15 protein-coding genes are annotated in these 20,085 nt (G+C 74.8%); 6 read left to right on the forward strand and 9 right to left on the reverse strand.

Annotated features, from left to right (window positions below; translation table 11 throughout):
- Positions 1–113: 113 nt before the first annotated feature.
- The 3 genes from ACI79I_RS16495 to ACI79I_RS16505 form a co-directional block, all read right to left on the reverse strand.
- Positions 114–971, reverse strand: coding sequence for a DUF4191 domain-containing protein (locus ACI79I_RS16495; protein WP_456993406.1), 858 nt, complete (start codon positions 969–971; stop codon positions 114–116).
- 56 nt (positions 972–1,027) lie between these two features.
- A complete protein-coding gene (gene lipA, locus ACI79I_RS16500) occupies positions 1,028–2,002 on the reverse strand; it encodes a lipoyl synthase (protein WP_456993407.1) in 975 nt (324 codons plus the stop codon).
- Positions 2,003–2,074: 72 nt separating this feature from the next.
- Complete coding sequence (locus tag ACI79I_RS16505; protein ID WP_456993408.1) at positions 2,075–3,187, reverse strand: hypothetical protein; 1,113 nt, start codon at positions 3,185–3,187, stop codon at positions 2,075–2,077.
- 81 nt (positions 3,188–3,268) lie between these two features.
- On the opposite strand from ACI79I_RS16505, the gene ACI79I_RS16510 reads away from it, so the two are divergent.
- The 3 genes from ACI79I_RS16510 to leuS all read left to right on the forward strand — a co-directional run bounded on the left by ACI79I_RS16510 (position 3,269) and on the right by leuS (position 9,120).
- On the forward strand, positions 3,269–4,198 hold the full coding sequence (locus tag ACI79I_RS16510) for an LLM class F420-dependent oxidoreductase (protein ID WP_456993409.1): 930 nt from the start codon (positions 3,269–3,271) through the stop codon (positions 4,196–4,198).
- A 161-nt stretch (positions 4,199–4,359) separates the two neighbouring features.
- Positions 4,360–6,063, forward strand: a complete 1,704-nt coding sequence (locus tag ACI79I_RS16515) for a glycoside hydrolase family 5 protein (protein WP_456993410.1) — start codon at positions 4,360–4,362, stop codon at positions 6,061–6,063.
- Between the two features lie 165 nt (positions 6,064–6,228).
- The gene (gene leuS, locus ACI79I_RS16520) at positions 6,229–9,120 is read left to right on the forward strand and encodes a leucine--tRNA ligase (protein WP_456993411.1); all 2,892 of its coding nucleotides are present in this window, start codon (positions 6,229–6,231) and stop codon (positions 9,118–9,120) included.
- 84 nt (positions 9,121–9,204) lie between these two features.
- Here leuS and lipB read toward each other — a convergent pair whose 3' ends face one another.
- Both lipB and ACI79I_RS16530 read right to left on the reverse strand, forming a co-directional pair.
- The gene (gene lipB / locus ACI79I_RS16525) at positions 9,205–9,852 is read right to left on the reverse strand and encodes a lipoyl(octanoyl) transferase LipB (RefSeq protein WP_456993412.1); all 648 of its coding nucleotides are present in this window, start codon (positions 9,850–9,852) and stop codon (positions 9,205–9,207) included.
- A 22-nt stretch (positions 9,853–9,874) separates the two neighbouring features.
- On the reverse strand, positions 9,875–10,609 hold the full coding sequence (locus ACI79I_RS16530; protein ID WP_456993413.1) for a Type 1 glutamine amidotransferase-like domain-containing protein: 735 nt from the start codon (positions 10,607–10,609) through the stop codon (positions 9,875–9,877).
- Between the two features lie 163 nt (positions 10,610–10,772).
- Between ACI79I_RS16530 and ACI79I_RS16535 the strand changes: the two genes are divergently transcribed.
- On the forward strand, positions 10,773–12,398 hold the full coding sequence (locus ACI79I_RS16535) for a protein kinase domain-containing protein (RefSeq protein ID WP_456993415.1): 1,626 nt from the start codon (positions 10,773–10,775) through the stop codon (positions 12,396–12,398).
- A 2-nt stretch (positions 12,399–12,400) separates the two neighbouring features.
- Here ACI79I_RS16535 and ACI79I_RS16540 read toward each other — a convergent pair whose 3' ends face one another.
- The 3 genes from ACI79I_RS16540 to lpdA form a co-directional block, all read right to left on the reverse strand.
- Positions 12,401–13,309, reverse strand: coding sequence for a TIGR01777 family oxidoreductase (locus ACI79I_RS16540; protein WP_456993416.1), 909 nt, complete (start codon positions 13,307–13,309; stop codon positions 12,401–12,403).
- Positions 13,310–13,381: 72 nt separating this feature from the next.
- On the reverse strand, positions 13,382–15,274 hold the full coding sequence (gene sucB / locus ACI79I_RS16545; RefSeq protein WP_456993417.1) for a 2-oxoglutarate dehydrogenase, E2 component, dihydrolipoamide succinyltransferase: 1,893 nt from the start codon (positions 15,272–15,274) through the stop codon (positions 13,382–13,384).
- 48 nt (positions 15,275–15,322) lie between these two features.
- On the reverse strand, positions 15,323–16,702 hold the full coding sequence (gene lpdA, locus ACI79I_RS16550) for a dihydrolipoyl dehydrogenase (protein WP_456993418.1): 1,380 nt from the start codon (positions 16,700–16,702) through the stop codon (positions 15,323–15,325).
- A gap of 158 nt (positions 16,703–16,860) precedes the next feature.
- Here lpdA and ACI79I_RS16555 point away from each other — a divergent pair, with 158 nt between their 5' ends.
- On the forward strand, positions 16,861–17,205 hold the full coding sequence (locus tag ACI79I_RS16555) for an oxidoreductase (RefSeq protein ID WP_456993419.1): 345 nt from the start codon (positions 16,861–16,863) through the stop codon (positions 17,203–17,205).
- 60 nt (positions 17,206–17,265) lie between these two features.
- Here the strand turns inward: ACI79I_RS16555 and ACI79I_RS16560 are convergent, their stop codons facing one another.
- Positions 17,266–18,774, reverse strand: coding sequence for a leucyl aminopeptidase (locus tag ACI79I_RS16560; RefSeq protein ID WP_456993420.1), 1,509 nt, complete (start codon positions 18,772–18,774; stop codon positions 17,266–17,268).
- A 179-nt stretch (positions 18,775–18,953) separates the two neighbouring features.
- Between ACI79I_RS16560 and gcvT the strand changes: the two genes are divergently transcribed.
- On the forward strand, positions 18,954–20,072 hold the full coding sequence (gene gcvT, locus ACI79I_RS16565; protein ID WP_456993421.1) for a glycine cleavage system aminomethyltransferase GcvT: 1,119 nt from the start codon (positions 18,954–18,956) through the stop codon (positions 20,070–20,072).
- Positions 20,073–20,085: the final 13 nt, after the last annotated feature.

The following is a 20,085-nucleotide window of genomic DNA, read 5'->3' on the forward strand; positions in this document are numbered from 1 at the left end:
TCCCCCCCCCCAGCCCCCCCCCCCCCCCCCCCCGCCCCGCCCCCGCCCCCCCCCCCCCCCCCCCCCCCCGCCCCCCCCCCCCCCCCCCCCCCCCCCCCCCCCCCGTCGCCGTCCTACCTGCGGCGGACCTGGCGCTGGCTGACCGTCATCTGCCGGCCGCCGGGCAGCGGGCCGCCGGGGACCGGCATGCGTGCGCCGCCCAGGGCCGACAGCCGCTTGCGCAGGGCGTTGAGCTGGCCGCCGTCGAGGTTGCGGGGCAGCTTCATCACGTGCGCGCTGAGCTTGCGCAGCGGCACCTGCCCCTCCTCGTCGCCGACGAGGATGTCGTAGATCGGGGCGTCGCCGGCGATCCGCGCGACCTTCTTCTTCTCCTGCGCCAGCAGCGGGCGCACGCGGGCGGCAGCGCCCTCGCCGACCAGGATCACGCCGGGGCGGCCGATCACCCGGTGGACGGCGTCCAGCTGCGTGGTGCCGGCGACACCCGAGCTGACCTGCCAGTCGCCGCGCATGCCCTCCAGCACCCAGGCCGCCGCGCCGGGCTGGCCCTCGACCTGCCGGTACGCCGACCCCTGCGCGCGCCGGCCGAAGACGATCAGCGCGGCCAGCGCGCCGAGGATGACCGCCAGCGGGATGAAGACGAACGGGGAGCTCAGCAGGATGCCGATCAGCTCGACGACCGCGGCGACCGCCACGAAGGCGATCAGCATCACCCAGGGCAGCTTGGGGTCGTTCTTCCGGGTCAGCGAGTAGGCCTGCTTGATCATGCGGACCTGGTTGCCGAACTTCTTCAGCCGCCCGACCTTCGGCTGCCCGTCCTTGCCGAGCTTGCCGCCGCGGCCCTTCGGAGCCGACGCGGAGCCGGACGACGTCGCGCCGGCGGCCGTCGACCCGCCCCGGCCCCGGGCGGCGCTCGGCCCGCGACCGGCCTTGCCGGTCGGGGCGGGGGAGTCGGTGGACCTGCTGCGTGCCATACCCAGAGGATAGGGCGCGCCGCGGCCGGCCCCGGCGGAACCGGCCGGGACGTCCCTCAGACGGAGCGGCTCAGGCCCCGGGCCTCGACGGCCTGCTGGTAGAGGCGGCCGGCCCGGTAGGAGCTGCGGACCAGCGGGCCCGCGAGCACCCCCGGGAAGCCGATCTCCTCGGCCTGCTGCTGGAACGCCACGAACTCGTCGGGCTTGACCCAGCGGACCACCGGGTGGTGCCGCGGCGAGGGGCGCAGGTACTGGGTGATCGTCAGCAGGTCGCAGCCGGCCTCGTGCAGGGCCCGCATGGTCTCCACGACCTCGTCGGGCTCCTCGCCCATGCCCAGGATCAGGTTGGACTTGGTGACCAGCCCGGCCTCGCGGGCGGCGGTGAGCACCGACAGGGAGCGCTCGAAGCGGAACCCGGGCCGGATCCGCTTGAAGATGCGCGGCACCGTCTCGACGTTGTGCGCGAGCACCTCGGGCCGGGAGGAGAAGACCTCGGCGAGCTGGCCGGGGTCGGCGTTGAAGTCGGGGATGAGCAGCTCGACACCGCAGCCGGGGACGGCGGCGTGGATCTGCCGGACGGTCTCGGCGTAGAGCCAGGCGCCGCCGTCGGGCAGGTCGTCGCGGGCGACGCCGGTCACCGTCGCGTACTTCAGCTGCATCGTGGCGACGCTCTCGGCGACCCGGCGCGGCTCGTCGGCGTCGAACTCGGCGGGCTTGCCGGTGTCGATCTGGCAGAAGTCGCACCGCCGGGTGCACTGGTCCCCGCCGATGAGGAAGGTGGCCTCCCGGTCCTCCCAGCACTCGTAGATGTTGGGACAGCCGGCCTCTTCGCAGACGGTGTGCAGGCCCTCGCGGCGGACCAGCGACTTCAGCTCGGTGTACTCGGGGCCGGTCTTCAGCCGGGTCTTGATCCACTCGGGCTTGCGCTCGATCGGCACCTGGCTGTTGCGGACCTCCAGGCGCAGCAACTTGCGGCCGGACGGCGCGATCGGGGAGTCCGAGGAGGGGGTCGGGGCCACCGTCTCACTCATGATCGCCCACGGTACTCCGAACGACCGCCGCCCCCGCCGCGGGAGCGGCGGGGGCGGCGTGCACGGCTGGGGTCAGACCTGCTTGTCGGCGGGGCCGGCGGTCGGGCCCTGGTCGGAACCGCCGCGGCTCGAGAACGGCTCGGGCGTGGTGTCCTCCGGCGCCGTGTCCGTGTCGGGGCCGTCGCCCTCGACGAGCTGCGCGTCGCGCATCCCCATGTCGGCCTCGTTGGGGGCGGAGTCGCCGGCGACGAACTGGGCGTCGGAGACGGTCTTGCCGGAGTTGCTGGGTGAGCTGGGCACGGGGTCCTCCCGGTAGCTGGGCACGGGACCGTCGCCGGTGGGGGCGGGGGTCCACAGGTCGTCGTTCTTCCGCCGCCGGAGGACGGCGAAGGCGGCTGCGCCGATCGTGAGCACGGCCAGCAGCCACGGCCAGCGGCGGGGCGCGGAGTCCAGGCCCACCTCCCGCTTGGCCTTCGTCGTGGTCCGCGCCGCCTTCCTCTCCAGGGTGCGCCGCTTCTTGGCCGCCTGCTTCCTGGCCTCGGCGGTGGTCGCGGTGAGCTCCTCCCGCCGGGCGTCGAGCTGCTCGAGGGCGTTGTGCAGGCCCGCGGTGATGGACTCGCGGGTGTGCTCCAGCACGGGGGTGACCGACTCCCGGGCGGCGAGCACCTTCGGCGCGGCGTAGGCCAGGGCGGCCGCCTGGGCGGCGGTCAGCCTCGGGACGACGTCCTTCTCCAGCGTGTCCAGCGTCTTCTGCGCCGCCTCGCGGGCGGCCTCCACGCGCGGGCCGAGGTCGGCCGCGGCCCGGGTGGCCGCGGCCTGGGCGGCGGCCACCGCCGAGGTGACGTGGGGGACGGCGGACTCGTACCGCGGGCTCAGGGCGTCGCGGGCGACCTCGACGCGGGGCGCGATGGCCTCGCGGGCGGTCGTGACGGCCGGTGCGGCCGCGGCCACGGCGGCGGCGACCTTCGGCACGACGGCGAGCTTCGCGGCGTCGAGCGCCGGTCCGGTCGCCTCGCGGGCCGCCTCGACCCGCGGTGCGAGTTGTTCCGCCGCCGCCCGTCCGGCCTCCGCCACCGCCGTCCCGATGTGGGCGAGGCCCTCCTGGAGCTCCTCGCCGATGATCTGGCCGTGCGTCTTCTTGCGGAACACGGGATGCACCTCCGGGTTGATCGTCTCGGCGGTCATCCTGCCCGCTCGCCGCGACGGGCACACCCCGAGTGCGATCTCCCGACGACGACCGGCGGAGGGCCTCGATAGCGTCGCCGCGTGCAGTTGCGCATCTTCACCGAGCCCCAGCAGGGAGCCACCTACGACGACCTGCTGGCCGTCGCCCGGCGGACCGAGGAGACCGGCTTCGACGCCTTCTTCCGCTCCGACCACTACCTCGCGATGGGCGGCGACGGCCTCCCCGGTCCCACCGACGCGTGGGTGACCCTGGCCGGGCTGGCCCGCGAGACCAGTCGCATCCGGCTGGGGACGCTGGTGTCGGCGGCGACGTTCCGCCTGCCCGGCCCGCTGGCCGTCGCGGTGGCGCAGGTCGACCAGATGAGCGGCGGCCGCGTGGAGCTGGGCATCGGCGCCGGCTGGTTCGAGGCCGAGCACCGCGCCTACGGCATCCCGTTCCCGGAGGTCGGGGAGCGCTTCGACCGGTACGAGGAACAGCTCGCCGTGATCGCGGGCCTGTGGGGGACGCCGCCGGGGGAGACGTTCGACTTCCCCGGCCGGCACTACCGGCTCAGCGACTCACCGGCGCTGCCCAAGCCGGTGCAGGGGGGCGGCGTCCCGATCGTCGTCGGTGGCCGGGGCAGGCGGCGCACGCCGCGGCTGGCGGCCCGGTACGCGGCGGAGTTCAACGTGCCCTTCGCCCCGGTGGAGGACAACGCGCAGCTGTTCGCGGGGGTCCGCGCGGCCTGCCAGGAGGCCGGGCGGGACCCCGGCTCCATGGTCTTCAGCTCCGCCCTGGTCCTCTGCGTCGGGCGGGACGAGGCCGAGCTGGCCCGCCGCGCCGCCGCGATGGGCCGCGACGTCGGCGAGCTGCGCGAGCACGGTGCGGCCGGCACCCCGGCGGAGGTCGTCGACGTGCTGGGCCGCTACGCCGAGGCGGGCGCGACGCGGTTCTACCTGCAGGTGCTCGACCTCGCCGACCTCGACCACCTGGACCTCGTGGCCGCCGAGGTGGCCCCGCAGCTGGGCTGACCCGCCCGGTCAGGCGCTGGACCCCGGCCCGCCGGCCCGCATCCACCTCGACCTGAGGTCGAGCCTCGCCGGTCGCGGTTCCCCCGGGTCAGCGACTCCCCGGTGGGCGCCGCGGCGGCTACCGTCGCCCCCGGACAACGCCGAGTACCAGGAGGTCCGCTGTGCGGAGCACGACCCGACGCCGTCCCGGCCGTCGCAGGGCGGGGTGGGTGGTCGTCCCGCTGCTGCTGGCCGGTGCCTGCACCGCGGAGCGGGAGCAGGAGCCGGGGCCGGGGTCCTTCGTGCGGGCGCAGGGCAGCGGGCTGGTCCTGGACGGCGAGCCGGTGCGGCTCCAGGCGGTGAACTTCTCCAACGACTACCACCGCGACCTCGACGCCTCGCAGCTGCTGGACTCCCCGCACCACGCGGAGGAGGACTTCGCGCGGGTCGCGGAGATGGGCTTCACCGACGTCCGCTTCGCCTTCGACGGAGACTGGTACGCCCAGGACCGCGAGGTCTTCTTCGAGTGGCTGGACCGGAACGTCGGCTGGGCCCGCGAGAACGGGGTCCGGCTCGTCCTGGACCTGCACACCCCGATCGGCGGGTTCTGGCTGGACCCCACCAGCGACGCGGTCAGCTTCGACGTCTGGACCGACCCGGCGGTGCGCGAGCGGAACGTCGACATGTGGCGCGACATCGCCGAGCGGTACGCCGACGAGCCCGCCGTGGCCGCCTACGACCTGTTCAACGAGCCGGTCACCGTGGACTCCGACGGTCAGCAGTGGCGGGACATGGCCGCGGACCTGGTCGACGCCGTCCGCTCGGTCGACCCCAACCACCTGCTCGTGATCAGCTCCCTCTACGGCGTCGAGGGGCGCTACGGCACCGCGGGGGTCGAGCCCCACTTCCTCGTCGACGACGACAACGCCGTCTACGACTTCCACTTCTACGAGCCGATCGACTACACGCACCAGTACGCCGCATGGGTGGAGGGGCCCATCCAGGACGGCGGCTCCTACCCCGACCCCGAGACGATCCTGCCGACCGGCGAGCGGGTGCAGCTGCCCGACGCGGGCCTGTCCACGCCGCCGCTGGCTGCCGGGACCACGGACTGGCGGCTCTACGACAGCGGCATCGTCCCCATCGACGACCCGGCGGCCGTGGCGGCCATGCCGCTGGTCCTCGCGGGCGGGGGCATGACCGGCACCGCGGTGTTCGACGCCATCACCGTCACCGAGCACGGTCCCGACGGGGCGGTGCTGCGCGAGATCGTGACCGATCCCCTCGACCCCAACGGCACGCTGGACTGGTACTCGTGGACCAGCGGCGGCGACGGGACGGCGACCCGCTTCGACCGGCCCCAGAACGGTGTGGACGACGGCGCCAGCCTCGCCGTCACCGACCCTCCGGCCGGTGACGCCGCGGTCGCCGGCTGGAGCAACGACGGCCACCTCTTCCCGGTCACCCCCGGCAACAGCTACCGCGTCCAGGGCTGGATGCGGGGGGAGGGCGTCGGCGGTGACGGCGCGGCCACCATCGCGCTGGACGTGTACGGGCAGTCGCCCGGTGCCGCGGGTGGGGGCTTCCTCGGCCGCGACCGGACCTACCTCGAGCACGCGATGGAGCAGCACCTGCAGTTCGGGCGCGACAACGGCGTCCCGATGTCGGTCATGGAGTTCGGCGTCGTGCGGCAGGCCTTCGAGATGCCGGACAAGGGCGGGGACCGCTGGGTGGCCGACATGCTGGCACTGCTCGAGGAGAACGACCTGAGCTTCGCCTACTGGGAGTACCACGGCAGCCAGATGGGGATCCACCTGAGCCCGAGCGGGCCGCCCGGGGAGCTGAACACCCCGCTGCGCGACGTGCTGGTGCGCGAACTGGGCTGACGGCGGCCCGCCGCGGCACACCGGAGTAGGCTGCCGGGCGTGTCCGGCGGGTACCTCCTTCCCCGGCCGCGCTGATCCGAACCCGATCGGACAGCGTGGCGACCCCTCCTGCGTGAGGGGTCTTTTTCTGTCCGCCGCCGGGACGAGCACCCAGGAGCACCGACGATGAGCCAGACGGCCAGCCAGCCGACGACCGACCCCGCCGGCGAGGGCGTCCCCCCGCACCGGTACACCCCGGCGCTGGCGCAGCAGATCGAGCTCGCGTGGCAGGACCGCTGGGAGGCGGAGGGGACGTTCCACACCCCGAACCCGACCGGCCGGCTCTCCGCGGGCTTCGAGCGGGTCGCCGACCGGCCCAAGTACTTCGTGATGGACATGTTCCCGTACCCCTCGGGAGCGGGCCTGCACGTCGGCCACCCCCTGGGCTACCTGGGCACCGACGTGACCAGCCGGTTCCGCCGCATGGACGGCGACAACGTCCTGCACCCCATGGGCTACGACGCCTTCGGTCTGCCCGCCGAGCAGTACGCCGTCCAGACCGGGCAGCACCCGCGGATCACCACCGAGGCCAACATCGCCGCCATCAAGGCGCAGCTGCGCCGGCTGGGCGTCGACCACGACGACCGCCGCAGCTTCGCCACGATCGACCCGGGCTACTACAAGTGGACCCAGTGGATCTTCCTGCAGATCTTCGGGTCCTGGTTCGACGAGTCCGCCGGACGGGCGCGGCCGATCGAGGAGCTGGTCGCCGAGCTGGACGCCGGCACGCGGGAGCCGGCGCCGGGCACGAACCAGACCGGCCGGCCGTGGGCCGAGCTGGACGCGGTCGAGAGGCGCACGGTGGTCGACGCGCACCGGCTGGCCTACCTGCACGAGGCGCCGGTCAACTGGTGCCCCGGCCTGGGCACGGTGCTGTCCAACGAGGAGGTCACCCCCGACGGCCGGTCCGAGCGGGGCAACTTCCCGGTGTTCCGGCGCCCGCTGACCCAGTGGATGATGCGGATCACCGCCTACGCCGAGCGGCTGCTGGCCGACCTGGAGCGGCTGGACTGGCCGGACTCGCTCAAGCAGATGCAGCGCAACTGGATCGGCCGCTCGACCGGCGCCCGGATCGGCTTCGCGTGCGACGGTGAGACGATCGAGGTCTTCACCACCCGGCCCGACACGCTGTTCGGCGCCACCTACATGGTGCTGGCGCCGGAGCACCCGCTGGTCGAGTCGCTGACCGCGTCCGCCTGGCCGGACGGCACCGACCCGCGCTGGACCGGGGGCGCGGCCACCCCGACGGAGGCGTTGCGCGAGTACCAGCGCCAGGCGTCCCGCCGCTCGGAGCTGGACCGCCAGAACGAGGCCCGTGAGAAGACCGGCGTCTGGCTGGGCGTCACCGCGGTGAACCCGGTCAACGGCCGCGAACTGCCGGTGTTCATCGCCGACTACGTGCTGACCGGGTACGGCACCGGCGCGATCATGGCCGTGCCCGGCGAGGACACCCGCGACTTCGAGTTCGCGCAGGTCTTCGGGCTGCCCGTGGTCCGCACGGTGCAGCCGCCGGAGGACTTCGAGGGCGGCGCCTACACCGGCGCCGGCCCGATGATCAACTCGGCGAACGACGAGGTCTCGCTGAACGGCCTGGACAAGGCCACCGCGATCGCCCGGATCACCGAGTGGCTGGTCGAGCGCGGGTACGGCGAGGCGACGACGACCTACAAGCTGCGCGACTGGCTGTTCAGCCGGCAGCGGTACTGGGGCGAGCCGTTCCCGATCGTCTACGACGAGAACGACCTGCCGGTCGCCGTCCCGACGTCGATGCTGCCGGTGCTGCTGCCCGAGGTCGACGACTACTCGCCGAAGACGTTCGACGACGACGACGCCGAGTCCGCGCCCGAGCCGCCGCTGTCCCGCGCCACCGACTGGACGACGGTCGAGCTCGACCTGGGCGAGGGCCTGCGCAAGTACCGGCGTGAGACCAACACGATGCCGAACTGGGCCGGGTCGTGCTGGTACTACCTGCGCTACCTGGACCCGTCCGACGACGAGCGGATGGTCGACCCGGAGCTGGAGCGGTACTGGCTGGGCCCGCGGGAGCCCGGGGACGTCGGCGGTGTCGACCTCTACGTCGGCGGCGTGGAGCACGCCGTGCTGCACCTGCTGTACGCGCGGTTCTGGCACAAGGTGCTGTTCGACCTGGGCCACGTCTCCAGCGAGGAGCCGTTCCGGCGGCTGGTCAACCAGGGCTACATCTCCGCCTACGCCTACACCGACGAGCGCGGCTTCTACGTGCCCGCCGCCGAGGTGGTGGAGAAGGACGGCCAGTTCCTCCACGAGGGCAAGCCGGTCAACCGCGAGTACGGGAAGATCGGCAAGAGCCTGAAGAACATGGTCACGCCGGACGAGATGATCGGGGCGTACGGCGCCGACACCTTCCGCGTGTACGAGATGTCCACCGGTCCGCTGGAGCAGTCCCGCCCCTGGGAGACCAAGGCCGTGGTCGGCTCGCAGCGGCTGCTGCAGCGGATCTGGCGAGTGGTCGTCGACGAGGAGAGCGGCGCGGTCCGGGCCGCGGACGACGTGGCGCCGTCGGAGGAGACCCTCCGCGCGCTGCACCGGGCGATCGCCGGCGTCCGGGACGGCATGGCGACCCTGCGGTTCAACATCGCGATCGCCCGGATCACCGAGCTGACCAACCACCTCACCTCGGCCTACGGGGCCTCCTCGCCGGTGCCGCGCGCGGTGGCCGAGCCGCTGGTGCTGATGGTCGCCCCGCTGGCGCCGCACATCGCCGAGGAGCTGTGGTCGCGACTGGGCCACGATTCCTCGCTGGCGTGGGCGCCGTTCCCGGTGGCCGACGAGCGCTGGTTGGTCGAGGACACCGTGCAGGTCGCCGTGCAGGTGAACGGCAAGGTGCGCGCGCAGGTGACCGTGCCGGCCGACGCGGACGCCGCGGCGCTGGAGGCGGCGGCCCGCGCGGAGGAGAAGGTCGCCGGGCACCTCGCCGGGAAGACCGTGCGTCGCGTGATCGCCGTCCCCGGGCGGCTGGTCAACTTCGTCGTCGGCTGAGGCCGCCGTCCCGGCCTGCCTCCAGGAGGAGGCCGGGACGGCGGCCCTCCAGGGGGTGGCCGGGACGGCCGCTCTGCTGCGGGGTCAGGCGGCGGGGACCTCGGCGGGGGCCAGCACCCGCCGCATGGCGGCCTCCACCGCGTCGATCACCTCGGCGACGGGCACGTCCCGGCCCAGCTCGGCGCTCAGCGACGTGGCGCCGGCGTCGACGATCCCGCACGGGATCATGTTGCCGAACGCGGCCATGTCGGGGTCGCAGTTCAGCGCGAAGCCGTGCATCGTCACGCCCCGGGCCACCCGGACGCCGATCGCGGCGACCTTGCGGTCCGGACCGCGGTCGTCGGCGCGGACCCACACGCCGCTGCGCCCCTCGACCCGCTCGGTGGCCAGCCCCAGACCGGCGCAGACCTCGATCAGCGCGGCCTCCAGGCGCCGGACGTGGGCGACCACGTCGACCGGGTCGGGCAGCCGGACGATGGGGTAGCCGACCAGCTGGCCCGGCCCGTGCCAGGTGATCTTGCCGCCGCGGTCCACGTCGATGACCGGGGTGCCGTCGAACGGGCGCTCGTGTGGCTCCGTGCGCTTGCCGGCGGTGTAGACCGGCGGGTGCTCGAGCAGCAGGAGGGTGTCGGGAGCGGCGCCCTCCACCACGCGGGCGTGCAGCTCGCGCTGCTGCGCCCAGGCCTCCTCGTAGTCGGTCAGACCCAGCCGGAGGACCTCGAGCGCACTCACGACGCCCAGCCTAAGCCCGTGCTCACCGCAGCCGCCGGGGCTCGATGCGGGTCTCGACGGCTCCGCCGTCCGGGCTCCGCTCCACCCGGTAGGCGGCCTTGCCGGGACGGTCGGCAACCGCCTCGACCAGCTCGGTGCCCCGGTAGACCAGGCCCACCCCGTCGTCGGTGGCGTGCCCGGGCGGGAGCGTCCCGTCGGCCACCAGCCGGTGGTAGAGCGGCCGGCGCTGCTCCTCGGTGTCGTAGTGGACGCCGTTGGACGTGGGGATCAGCCCGAGCCCGTTGGTGACGGGGCGCAGCTCGGGACCGAAGGAGTCGGTGGTCCCGCCGACGTGCCAGCACAGCGACCCGGCCGACACCCCGCCGAGGACGACGCCGGCCGCCCACACCTCGCGGAACACCTCGTCGAGGCCGTGCACGCGCCACACCGCGAGCAGGTTGGCCACGCTGCCGCCACCGACCCAGACGACGTCCTGGGCGAGCAGGTGCGCGCGCACGTCGGGCACCGTGGGCATCGTGAACAGGCTGAGGTGGCTGACGTCGACGCCGCTGCCCGCGAAGGCGCCGTAGACCCCGGCGACCCGCACCGGGTCGTCCCCGGTCGCGGTGCCCAGGTAGCACAGCCTCGGCCGCTCCGGCGCTCCGGCGAGGGTGAAGGCGAGGTCGAAGACCGGGCCGGGCGCCCAGTCGTAGGGCCCCCGACCCCGGGACTCGAAACCGATGCTGGTCGCGAGGATGGTGGGCGCGGTGGCAGGCACGGTCAGGCAGCTCCTCGCGAGGGTCGGGCGGCGCGGGCGGGCACGGCACCGAACCTAGGCCGGGCCGCGGCCCGGCACGCGGCCGGGCCCGGAGCTGTGGACGGCGACCCGGCCTGTGGACGACGGCAGCAGGCACCGCGCTGGTCCGCCTACGGTGCCCGCCATGCCGACGCCCTCGCCCCGCCCCGCGCGCGGACCCGCGGACGCCCCCATCGTCCCGGGCTACCGGCTCGAGCAGCTGCTGGGTCGCGGCGGCTCCGGGGAGGTGTGGCGGGCCGTGCCGCGCAGCGGTGGCGATCCCGTCGCGGTGAAGGTGCTCGTCGCCGGCGACCCCGAACGGCAGGCGCGCGAGGCCGCCCTGCTCGGGGAGCTCGACCACCCGCACCTGGTGCGGCTGGTCGAGGTGGTGCACCAGCCGCGGCGCGGCGGGCAGCCCCGCGTCGCGCTCGTGCTCGACCTGCTGGCCGGGGGGAGTCTCGCCGCGCTGCTGGCCCGGCGCGGCCGCCTGCGCCCGGGGGAGGTGGTCACCGCCGTCGCACCGGTGGCCGCCGCGCTGGCCCACGCCCACGACCGCGGGGTCGTGCACGGCGACCTGTCGCCCGGCAACATCGTCTTCACCGCTGACGGCCGGCCGGTGCTCACCGACCTGGGCGTGGGCCGGGTCCTCGGGGAGGACGCCGCGGGCGAGGTCACCCCGGCCTACGTCGACCCCACGGTCGCCCGCGGTGGTGCCCCGGGCCCGGCCTCGGACGTCTTCGGGGTGGCCGCGGCGGCCTTCCACGCGCTCACCGGCGTCGCGCCGTGGAACGCCGCCACCCCGGCCGACACCCTGCAGGTCGCCGCCGCGGGGCGGCTGCCCGACCTCGCCGAGCTCGCGCCGGAGGCCCCTCGGGAGCTCCTGGCGGTGATCGGCCGGGGGCTGTCCCCCGAGCCGCACGAGCGCGGCTCGGCCGCGGCGTTCGCCCTCGACCTGCGGCATGCCTGCCGGCCCGAGCCGGTGCGGCTCCCGGCTCCGGGCGTCGCCGACGAGGACCTGGGCCGGACGGGGCGTGGACCGCGGACGGAGCTGACCCACCAGGTGCCGGGGCGGCACCGCCGTCCTCCCGAGCAGGAGCCGCAGGGGAGCCGGGGTCTCGGAGCCGTCCGGGCCCGGCTGGCGGCAGCCCGCCTGCCCTCCCGCCGGGTGGGGGTGCTCGCCGCCGTGGTCGTCGTGCTCGGCGGGACGCTGTGGCTCGGGCTGTCGTGGGGCGGGCCGTCGGAGTCCCCGACCTCGGCGGCTCCCACCGAGCTCACCGGCCGGGCCGCCACGTCCGACAGCACGACCGCAGTGCCGGGCACGGAGGGCCCCCCGGCGGAGGCCGAGCCGTCCGGCGGGGGTACGTCGCGACCGGCGTCCGACGAGGAGTGGACGGCGGTCCTCGCCGAGCTCTACGCCCACCGCGCCGCCGCCTTCCGGACGGGGGTGGCCGACCAGCTCGACCGGGTCCACGTCCCCGGTAGCGCGCTGCTCGCCACCGACCGGGACACCGTGACGGAACTGGCCGGGGCGGGGGAGCGGCTGCGGGGTTTCGCGCCGGTGGTGGTGCGGGCGTCGGTCGTCGAGGAGCCCGCCGACGACCGGGTGACGCTCCACGTGGTCGACCGGTGGCCGGCGTACGAGGTGGTCGGGGCCGAGGAGGAGGGCCCGGCGCTGAGGTCGGTGGAGGGGCGCGGCGAGGCGGAGGTGCGGATGGTCCTGCGGGAGACCGACCGGGGCTGGCGGATCGAGCGCGCCGAGAAGATCCGGTGACCTCAGCCCCGCTGCAGGGCCGCGCGCAGGGCCGCCTCCAGGTCCCGGTGGGTCCACCCGAATCCCGCGGCCTCCAGCTTCGCGGGGACCGCGCGCTGACCGGCCAGGACGCCGGTGCGGCCGAACTCGCCGAGGGCCAGGGACAGCGCGAACCGCGGGACGGGCAGCACCGCCGGGCGGTGGACGACCCGGGCCAGCTCGCGGACGAACTCCGCGTTGGTCACCGGGGTCGGTCCGGTCAGGTTGACCGGGCCGGAGACGTCCGCGGTGAGCAGGAACCGGATCGCCGCGAGCTCGTCGGTGAGGCTGATCCACGGCCAGTACTGCCGGCCGGAGCCCATCCGCCCGCCGAGGCCGGCCCGGAAGACCACACCCAGGATGCGCACCAGCGGTGCGCCGCGACCGACCACCAGGCCCGTGCGCAGCTGGGCCACGCGCACACCGGCGTCGGCCGCCGGTGCGGTCGCCGCCTCCCACTCGACGCACAGCCGGGCCAGGAAGTCGTTGCCGGCGGAGGAGTCCTCGTCGACGGTCCGGTCGCCGGTGTCGCCGTAGTAGCCGACCCCGGACGCCGACAGCAGCACCCGCGGGCGGCCGGGGTCGGCCGCGGCGGCGTCGGCCAGCGCCCGGCTGACCGTGGTGGTGCTGTCCAGGCGGCTGGTCCGCAGCTGTTCCTTGTAGCCCGACGTCCAGGGACGCGGACGGATCGGGGTGCCGGCGAGGTTGACCACCGCGTCGACGTCGGCGAGGAGGGCCGGGTCGATCCGCCGGTGCTGGGGGTCCCACCGGTGCTCGTCCGCCGTGCGCGGCGTCCGCCGGACCAGCCGGAGGACCTCGTGCCCGTCAGCCCGCAGGAGGGGGACCAGCTGGGACCCGATCAGGCCGGAGGAGCCGGTGACCGCGACCTTCATGACTCTCCTCCGGGACAGGGGGCGGAACGCGATCGGGGCCCCGGCGGTCGCCGGGGCCCCGATCGGTGTGGATCAGGAGAGGCCGAGCTCGCCGTGGAACTGACCGGCCTCCAGGCGCTCCTTCACCGTGCCGAGGAACCGCGCCGCGTCGGCGCCGTCGACGATCCGGTGGTCGTAGGTCAGCGCCAGGTAGACCATCGACCGGACGGCGATGACCTCACCCAGGTCGGGGTCCTGGACGACGACCGGGCGCTTGACCACGGTGCCGACGCCGAGGATCGCGACCTGCGGCTGGTTGATGATCGGCGTGTCGAACAGCGCCCCACGACTGCCGGTGTTGGTCAGCGTGAAGGTGCCGCCGCCGAGCTCGTCCGGGGTGACCTTGTTGCTGCGGGTCCGCTCGGCCAGGTCGGCGATCTTGCGGGCCAGCCCGCCGATGCTCAGGTCGCCGGCGTCCTTGATGACCGGCACCAGCAGCCCCCGCTCGGTGTCCACCGCGATGCCGAGGTTCTCGGAGTCGTGGTAGGTCACCGTGCCGGCCTCGAGGTCGATCGAGGAGTTCACGGCAGGGTGGGCCTTGAGCGCCTCGATCGACGCCTTGGCGAAGAACGGCAGGAAGGACAGCTTGACGCCCTCACGGGCCTCGAAGTCCCGCTTGGCCCGGTCCCGCAGCCGCGCGATCGCGGTGACGTCGGCCTCGACCACCGTGGTCAGCTGGGCGCTGACCGCCAGGGACTCGACCATCCGGCGGGCGATGACGGTGCGCAGGCGGGAGAGCTTCTCGGTGCGACCGCGCAGCTTGGTGTCCGGCATGGCTGCCGGCGACGGCTTCGCGGCGGCGCGCCCGGCGGCAGCCGGGGCGGCCTCCTGAGCCGGCGCGGCGGCCCGTTCGGCCGCGGCGAGGACGTCCTGCTTGCGGATCCGCCCGCCGACACCCGTGCCGGTGACCGTGCCCAGGTCCACGCCGTGCTCGGCGGCCAGGCGGCGCACCAGCGGGGTGACGTACTGGCCACCGCCGTCCCCGCCCTGCTGGGCAGGGGCGGCCGGTGCCGGTGCCGAGGACGGGGCCTGCGGAGCCACCGCGGCCGCCGGGGAGGGAGCCGACGTCGGCGACTTCGCGGGCAGCGCGCCGCTCGAGCCGTAGTCCGCGCCCGGGGTCTCGGTGGCGGGCTTCGCGGTCTCCGGCTCCTGCGGCTGGGCCGGGGGCTGCTGCTGGGCCGGGGGCTGCTGCTGGGCCGGGGCCGCGGGCTGCTCCTGGGCCGGAGCGGCGGGAGCCGAGGCGGGGGCACCGCCGCCCGCCGCGCCGGTGCCGATGACCGCCAGCTGGGCGCCGACCTCGACGGTCTCGTCCTCGTTCACCGAGATCGACAGCAGGGTGCCCGAGACCGGCGCCGGGATCTCGGTGTCCACCTTGTCGGTGGAGACCTCCAGCAGCGGCTCGTCCGCGGCGACCTCGTCACCGACCGACTTCAGCCAGCGGGTGACCGTGCCCTCGGTGACGCTCTCGCCGAGCGCCGGCATGGTCACCGGGGTGCCCTCGCCGCCGCCCTGACCGCCCCCGCCCTGAGCGCCGTCGCCGGAGGCCGACGCGGGCTCCGGCTCCGGCGCGGCCGGCTGAGCCTCCTGGTCGGGAGCGGGGCTCGCGTCCTGGACCTGCTGGACGGGGCTCTGGGGCGTGGTGTCGGCGTCCTCCGCCGAGGCGGGGCCACCGCCGCCGTCGCCGGCCCCGTCCCCGCCGATGACGGCGAGCTCGGCGCCGACCTCGACGGTCTCGTCCTCGGCGACGAGGATCTTGGTCAGGACACCGGCGGCCGGCGAGGGGATCTCGGTGTCGACCTTGTCGGTCGACACCTCGAGGAGGGGCTCGTCGGCCTCGACCTGCTCACCCTCCTGCTTGAGCCATCGAGTGACCGTGCCCTCGGTGACGCTCTCGCCCAGGGCGGGCATGGTGACGGACGTCGGCATCGGGGCAGGGCTCCTTCTCGCGCTGGGTGGATGTGGGGTGGTGCAGAGTCAGCCGTGCACGTGCAGGGGCTTGCCGGCCAGCGCCAGGTGTGCCTCGCCGAGGGCCTCGCTCTGCGTCGGGTGCGGGTGGATGAGGCTGGCGACGTCGTCGGCCTCGGCCTCCCAGTTGTAGATCAGCTGGGCCTCGGCGATGAGCTCGCCGACCCGGCTGCCGACCATGTGCACACCGACGACCGGGCCGTCGACGGCCTGGACGAGCTTGACGGCGCCTGCCGTCTTCAGGATCTGGCTGCGGCCGTTGCCGCCGAGGTCGTAGGTGAGGGTCTTGACCTCGCCGTACCGCTCCTTCGCCTGCGCCTCGGTGAGGCCGACGGAGGCGACCTCCGGGTCGGAGTAGGTGATCCGCGGGACACCGGCGTAGTCGATCGGCGCCGGGTTGAGCCCCGCCAGCCGCTCGGCGACGAGGATGCCCTCGCCGAAGCCGACGTGGGCCAGCTGCAGGGTCGGGATGAGGTCGCCCACCGCGGAGATGGTCGGCACGTTGGTCTGGCAGTACTGGTCGACGAGGACGTAGCCGCGCTCCATGGCGACGCCGGCCTCCTCGTAGCCCAGGCCCTGGCTCACCGGGCCGCGGCCGACGGCCACGAGCAGCACCTCGGCCTCGAACTCCTTGCCGTTCTCGAGCGAGACCTTGACGCCGTTCTCGGTGTTCTGCACGCCGGAGAACCGGCTGCCGAGCTCGAAGCCGATCTTGCGCCGGCGGAAGGCGCGCTCGAGGAGCTTGGAGGAGGCCTCGTCCTCGAGCGGGACCAGGTGCGGGAGGGCCTCGATGATGGTCACGTCGACGCCGAAGGACTTCCACGCGCTGGCGAACTCGCACCCGATGACGCCGCCACCGAGGATGATCGCCGAGGCCGGTACCCGGTCCAGGTTCAGGGCGTGGTCGCTGGTGATGACGCGGGTGCCGTCGACCTCGAGGCCGGGCAGCGAGCGCGCGTAGGAACCGGTGGCCAGCAGGACGTGCTTGCCCTCGTACCGCTGCCCGTTGACCTCGACAGCGGTCGGGGACACCAGGCGGCCCTCACCCTCGACGTAGTTGATCTTGCGGCTCTTGATCAGGCCCTGCAGACCCTTGTAGAGCCGGGAGATGACGCCGTCCTTGTAACCGTTGACGCCGTCCATGTCGATGCCGGCCAGGGAGGTCTTCACGCCGAACTGCTCGCCCTCGCGGGCCAGGTCGGCGACCTCGCCCGCGTGCAGCAGGGCCTTGGTCGGGATGCAGCCCCGGTGGAGGCACGTCCCGCCGACCTTGTCGCGCTCGATGAGGACGACGGACATGCCCAGCTCGGCCGCCCGCAACGCGGCGGCGTAGCCACCCGAGCCACCACCGAGGATGACCAGGTCGGCGGGGGAGGTGGGTGCGCTCACGAGATCTCCTCGAATGCTGGTGTCCCGTCCCGTTCACACGGGCGGGGGATGGTCCAGGGCTCATCCTGCCACTCCGGGAACGCGCGGGCTCAGAGCACCGTTGCCAGCGCGGACGTCGCGGCGCGAGGCGCGGCCGCCTCGGGGCACGAGGAGGACGGATGGGGCTGTTCGGGCGCAGGCGGGGCAGGGCGCAGCGCGGTGACGGGAACCGGCCCGCGACGCTGGACCGCGGCGCGGCGCGCGCGGACCTCGCCCACCTGGAGCAGTTCGTCGCGACCCGCCGCGGCGTGGAGGGGTACGTCGAGCCCCGCACCGCCGTCACCGAGACGACGATCGTGCTGGTCGCCGCGGACGGCGAGTGGACGCGGCGGCGGATCGACGGGCCCGACACCGCCCGGCGGCTGTCCCGCGACCTCGGCGTCCCGGTCTACGACGCGCAGGTCACCGGCTATCCGCAGCGCATGCGGGACTGGTCGGCGCGCCAGCGGGACGCACGAGGCTGAGCAGCGCGGTCACGGAGGAGTGCGGCCGCGGCCCGGTGTCCGGGCCGCGGCCGGCGGAGGTCACTCGGCGATGAGGTCCTCGATGGTGGCCAGCACCGTCCGCACGGGGACGCCCGTGCCGCCCTTGGGCGTGTAGCCCCACGGCGCCCCGGTGTTGTAGCTGGGCCCGGCGATGTCGATGTGCGCCCACGGCAGCCCGGCCGGCACGAACTCGGCCAGGAAGTGGGCACCGACCAGCATGCCGCCCATCCGGTCGAGGTTGGCGTTGACGAAGTCCGCGACGGGGGAGTCGATGCCCTTGCGCAGCTCCGCGGGCATCGGCATCGGCCACATGGGCTCGCCGCTGCGGCGGCTGGCGGCGACGACGGCGTCGCGCAGGTCGTCGCTGCCCATGACGCCCGAGGTGCGGGTGCCCAGCGCCACCATCTGCGCCCCCGTGAGGGTGGAGGTCTCCAGCAGGTGGTCGGGGGAGTCCTCGGCCGCGCGCGCGATCGCGTCGGCCAGCACGACCCGGCCCTCGGCGTCGGTGTTGGTGATCTCCGCCTTCTTGCCGTTGCGGAAGGTGACCACGTCGGCCGGCCGGTAGGCGGTGCCGCTGGGCAGGTTCTCCGCGATCGGCACGGTGGCGGTGACCTCGACCGGCAGGCCGAGCTCCGCGACCAGGCAGACGGTGGCGATGACGGCGGCGGCACCGGCCATGTCGCTGGTCATGTGGTGCATGTTCAGGGCCGGCTTGATCGACAGGCCCCCGCTGTCGAAGGTGATGCCCTTGCCGACGAGCGCGATCTTCTTGCGGGCCCGCTTGCCGGAGTAGGTGAGCCGGAGCAGGCGGGGCTTGCGCACCGAGCCGCCGCCGACGGCCAGGATGCCCCCGTAGCCCCCGGCCGCCAGCGCGTCCTCGTCGAGGACCTCCACCTTCAGGCCCGCCTTCTTCCCGGCGGCCGCGCCGCGGTCGGCCAGCTCGGCGGGGAAGAGGTCGTTGGGCGGGGTGTTGACCAGGTCGCGGACCAGGGTCACCGCGTCGGCAACGGCCCGCGCGCGGGCCATCGCGGGCCGGGCGTCCCCGGCGTCGGGCACGACGACGGTGAACTCCCGCGGCGGGGTGGGCCGGCCGTCGAGCGCGGACTTGTACGCGGTGAACTCGTAGGCCCCGAGCAGGTGGCCCTCGCCGACGGCGTGCAGGCGCAGCTCGTCCGGCGTCCCGCCGACGGCGGCGAGCAGGCTGACGACCGTGGCCCGGCCGCTCAGTGCCCGGCCCGCCGCGCCCGCGGCGCGGCGCACCGCCTCGGCGGGGTAGCCGCCGCCGGCCTGCGGGGAGCCCAGACCCACGGCGGCGATGACCGGGAAGGAGCCCTGCCCGAGGGAGGACAGACGGGTGACCTCGTCCTCGGCGCCGCGCGCCCCGAGGTCGGCCAGTGCCGTGAGCAGCCGGCCGCCGAGCAACCGGTCCACGGCCTCCGCACCGGGGGTGGGCAAGGGGCCGTCGGGCCCCTTGCCGATGCCGACGACGACGGCGTCGGCGGAGAGCTTCTCGAGCGGGCGGTCGGTGGCGGTGATCGTGGGCGGCACCGGTCGATCCTAAGAGGACCCTCCTGCTCCCCACCGTTCGCAGGCTCACGGTGGGCCCCTGCAGGAGGGCCGCCCTCGCCCCCCACGCCTCGCAGGCTCGGCGCGGGCCCTGCGAGGGGGCGGCCGGGGTCCCGCGGCAGGGCCGCCCGGTGCGTGCGACGAGCGCTAGCGTGCCGACCGTGACCCCGCGGACCTCCCCCCTGCACGAGCGGCACCTCGCGGCCGGCGCCAAGATGGCCGACTTCGGCGGCTGGACGATGCCGATCGAGTACGCCGGAGGGGGTGTGCTCGCCGAGCACGCCGCCGTCCGGACCGGCGTGGGGCTCTTCGACGTCTCCCACCTCGGGACGGTGACGGTGCGCGGGCCCGGTGCGGCCGGCTTCGTCGACTCCTGCCTGACCAACGACCTGTCCCGCATCGGCCCCGGGCAGGCGCAGTACACGATGTGCTGCCTGCCCGACGGTGACCCGCGGGCCGGCGGGGTGGTCGACGACCTGATCGTCTACCTGCACGGGCCGGACGACGTCCTGCTGGTCCCGAACGCGGCCAACGCCGCCGAGGTGGTCGCCCGCCTGACCGACGCCGCGCCCGCCGGGGTCACCGTGACCGACCGGCACACCGAGGTCGCCGTCCTCGCCGTCCAGGGGCCGAAGTCGGCGCAGGTGCTGTCGTTCCTCGGCCTGCCCGGCGAACTGGCGTACATGTCCTTCGTGACCGGCACCGGCGGCGGGCACACCGAGGTCACGGTGTGCCGGACCGGCTACACCGGCGAGCACGGCTACGAGCTGCTGGTCCCCGCCGAGCGGGCCGGGGAGCTGTGGGACGTGCTGGTCGACGTGGGTCGCGACGAGGGCCTGCGGCTGTGCGGGCTCGGCGCCCGCGACACCCTGCGGACCGAGATGGGCTACCCGCTGCACGGGCACGAGCTCTCCCCGGACATCACCCCGAGCCAGGCCCGCGCCGGCTGGGCGGTCGGGTGGCGCAAGCCGGCGTTCTGGGGCCGCGAGGCACTGCTGGCGGAGAAGGAGCGCGGGCCGGCGCGGCTGCTGTGGGGCCTGCGGGCGACCGGCCGGGGGATCCCGCGGCCGGGGATGGCGGTCGTCGACTCCGGTGGCGACCGGGTCGGCGAGGTGACCAGCGGGACGTTCTCACCCACCCTGCGCGCCGGCATCGCGCTGGCCCTGCTCGACTCCGCCGCCGGGGTGGCGGAGGGCGCCGATCTGGCCGTGGACGTGCGCGGGCGGCCGCAGGCCGTGGAGGTCGTGCGGCCGCCCTTCGTGCCCTCGCACGTCCGCTGAGGCAGGGACCCGA

This window comes from Geodermatophilus sp. SYSU D01105 (assembly GCF_054050095.1).

Bases quoted from the DNA above. Each gene is read 5' to 3' on its own strand.
- ACI79I_RS16505 (WP_456993408.1), bottom strand. From the start codon at position 3,187: ATGACCGCCGAGACGATCAACCCGGAGGTGCATCCCGTGTTCCGCAAG.
- ACI79I_RS16555 (WP_456993419.1), top strand. From the start codon at position 16,861: ATGGGGCTGTTCGGGCGCAGGCGGGGCAGGGCGCAGCGCGGTGACGGG.
- ACI79I_RS16495 (WP_456993406.1), bottom strand. From the start codon at position 971: ATGGCACGCAGCAGGTCCACCGACTCCCCCGCCCCGACCGGCAAGGCC.
- ACI79I_RS16535 (WP_456993415.1), top strand. From the start codon at position 10,773: ATGCCGACGCCCTCGCCCCGCCCCGCGCGCGGACCCGCGGACGCCCCC.
- leuS (WP_456993411.1), top strand. From the start codon at position 6,229: ATGAGCCAGACGGCCAGCCAGCCGACGACCGACCCCGCCGGCGAGGGC.
- sucB (WP_456993417.1), bottom strand. From the start codon at position 15,274: ATGCCGACGTCCGTCACCATGCCCGCCCTGGGCGAGAGCGTCACCGAG.
- lipA (WP_456993407.1), bottom strand. From the start codon at position 2,002: ATGAGTGAGACGGTGGCCCCGACCCCCTCCTCGGACTCCCCGATCGCG.
- ACI79I_RS16540 (WP_456993416.1), bottom strand. From the start codon at position 13,309: ATGAAGGTCGCGGTCACCGGCTCCTCCGGCCTGATCGGGTCCCAGCTG.